At 37.4% G+C, this 2875-nt stretch carries 2 protein-coding genes; both read right to left on the bottom strand.

The window, feature by feature from the left end:
- Positions 1 to 58: 58 nt before the first annotated feature.
- Positions 59 to 997, bottom strand: coding sequence for a PLP-dependent cysteine synthase family protein (locus E1171_RS03445; protein WP_155204092.1), 939 nt, complete (start codon positions 995 to 997; stop codon positions 59 to 61).
- Between the two features lie 527 nt (positions 998 to 1524).
- The gene (lhgO, locus tag E1171_RS03440; protein WP_155204090.1) at positions 1525 to 2721 is read right to left on the bottom strand and encodes an L-2-hydroxyglutarate oxidase; all 1197 of its coding nucleotides are present in this window, start codon (positions 2719 to 2721) and stop codon (positions 1525 to 1527) included.
- Between the last annotated feature and the right edge of the window lie 154 nt (positions 2722 to 2875).

The following is a 2875-nucleotide window of genomic DNA, read 5'->3' as shown; positions in this document are numbered from 1 at the left end:
ACTAAAACACTTTTTGTGGTTCCCTTTTTTTCCTTTAATTGACTCATTTTTATATTCTTTAAGTACCACTTATTATTTCAAGGGCCTCACTGTATTTATCTCCATTGTCTGGAAATACTGTTACAAGGACTCCCTTTTCTAAAGTTTCGGCCAATCGAATAGCCCCCGCCAGATTAGCCGCTGAAGAGGGACTCAAGATTATCCCTTCTTTCCTTGCTGTCATTTTTAAGCAATCATAAGCCTCATTAGTTGAAATATCCAAGTTTTGATCTGCTAGTTGAGCATCAAATATTTTTGGTACAATTGCCGTCTCCATATGTTTCCACCCTTCCAATCCGTGCATAGGGGAATCTGGTTGTAAAGAGATTAATTGCGTTTCCTTTCTCAATTCCTTTAGCCTTCTTCCAGTACCCGTAAAAGTCCCGGTAGTACCTAATCCGGCCACGAAATGCGTAACCTCCCCCATACTTTGCCTCCAAATTTCCGGTCCAGTATTCTCAAAATGAGCCTTCCAATTATTATCATTGGCATACTGATCTGCGTAGAAATATTTCTCCGGTTGTTCATTTTTTAACTCTAAGGCCTTTAACTGCGCTTCATCAGTTGAACCGAATTGGGAGGTATAAATTAATTCTGCACCTAAGGCTTTCAATATCGCCTTTCGCTCTTTAGATGCGTTTTCCGGCAAACAAATAGTAACAGGAATGTTGGCTTGCGCACCAATGGCTGCATATGCAATGGCTGTATTCCCACTGGAAGCATCCAAAAGATGTTTTCTCCCGTTTAACAAACCTTCCTGGGCCGCTTGATACATTATGTTAAAGGCAGGTCTGGCTTTTACACTTCCACCCAATTGCATCCATTCCCATTTAGCATAAATACTCACTTCCTTCTTTTGAAATATTTTATTAAGCGGAACAAGTGGGGTATTCCCAATTTGTCTTCCCACAGCCTGAAGCCGGAGCATCAATTTTTTATCTATAGGTTCAATGATCATTTGAAAACTGAAAATCTATTGTCAAATTTTTCCCAGAAACAAAAAAAGCCTTTCCGAGTTCACGGAAAGGCTTTTTTTGTTTTATATTCTACTTTTAATATCTAAAGTCAGCAAACATTAAAACACCTTTCCGTCAGGCAATAACAATCCTTACAACATGCAATACATGCCGCTTGACAGAATAGGTTCATATGTTGCTTCACAAAATTCATAATTATTCAAACGCTAAGATACAAGCCCAGAAATTACATTTCCAAATATTATTCTACAATTTTATTAGTATTCAGAAAATAAGGACAATCAACCATCCTTCAAAAGAAATTCCTTTTCTCGATTTCACCTTATTCTGCATAGTCGTTTTCTCTAATAGGATCAGTTTCGATAAAAAACGTAGAAACTTAGAAAAGGTTATATTTACTAGTATTCTTTTAAAGACATTTAGACTCCCAAGCAATTGATAACTCTATATTGCAAATATACTTTCGAATTAGAGGAGAGATAAACCAGAAAAATAACCTGAGCTAAAATTAAAAACGTTTTAAGGCAATGTTTGCAATAGTTTCTCCAATAGACAAAGAGGATGTAGCCGCAGGAGAAGGAGCATTACAAACATTTATAGAACGTTCATCTTCAATAATTAAAAAATCATCAATCAAACCTCCATTTTTATCACAAGCCTGAGCCCGCACTCCTGCACCACCCTCAATTAGGTCGTCCATTGTAATTTCAGGTAAAAGCTTTTGCAAAGCTTTGGTAAAAGCCGCCTTTGAAAAAGAACGATACATTTCCCCTAAGCCTGTTTGCCAATATTTGAAAGCCACCTTTTGAAAACCAGGCCAGGCCAGAGATTCCATTAATTCTGAAAAATCAATATCAGATTTCTTATAACCTTCTCTACTAAACGCAAGCACTGCATTAGGACCTGCCTCCACACCCCCTTTCATCATTCGAGTAAAGTGCACACCCAAAAATGGAAAACTAGGATCTGGAACTGGATAGATAAGGTTTTTCACTAAATATTCTTTTTCCTTTTTCAATTTATAGTATTCTCCACGAAATGGAATAATCTTAAGGTTAAGCTTCTCCTGTGTCATTCTGGCCACTTTATCTGAATACAAACCTGCACAATTTATTACCAACTTCCCTTCAAAAGTCGACAGCAATGTAACCACAGTAGTAGACTTTTTTTCTTGTCGGATTTCGATTACTTTCTCTCCTGTGGCGATTTCTCCCCCCAAGGCCTTAAACTTTTCTGCATACTTTTTAGCCACCAAAGTATAATCAACAATACCAGTCTGGGGAACAAATATTCCTGCCACCCCATTTACGTGAGGCTCATACTCTTTTAATTCACCTTCCTGAAGTTTTTTCAATCCGCTCAATCCATTTTGTCTACCTCTGTCATAAAGGTTTTCCATTAAGGTAACCTCTTTGGAATTTGTGGCCACTACAATTTTACCACAGAGGTCATATGGAATATCCTCTTCCTCACAAAATCTAAGCAATTGATTATACCCATTGATACAGTTTTGGGCTTTGAGACTTCCTGGCTTATAATACAACCCTGAATGGATCACTCCACTATTATGCCCTGTCTGATGTGAAGCAATTCCAGGTTCCTTTTCAAGAACTATTACTTTCAATTCAGGTTTCTGCTGTTTCATTTTAAGGGCTGTTGCCAATCCAACAATCCCTCCTCCTATTATTATGCTATCGTAAAACAATTGAATGAGCGTTTTAATTAATATAATGAAAATCTGCGGGTTAGGAACTTAAAATTGAGGCACACTATTTGATATGTATCACCAAAATCAAGTTGGGGTTGCAAAAATTTACTAAGTCCATTTACGCTAAGGAGACTACTTCGCACTCCACAAA

This window comes from Xanthovirga aplysinae (genome assembly GCF_009711365.1).
GTDB classification, from domain to species: Bacteria; Bacteroidota; Bacteroidia; order Cytophagales; family Cyclobacteriaceae; genus Xanthovirga; species Xanthovirga aplysinae.
Note: the sequence above shows the minus strand (reverse complement) of the source record. Positions and strands in the feature narration are given on the sequence as shown.

What these genes read in the sequence shown, in the direction of transcription:
- E1171_RS03445 (WP_155204092.1), bottom strand. Translation starts at nt 997, where the DNA reads ATGATCATTGAACCTATAGATAAAAAATTGATGCTCCGGCTTCAGGCT.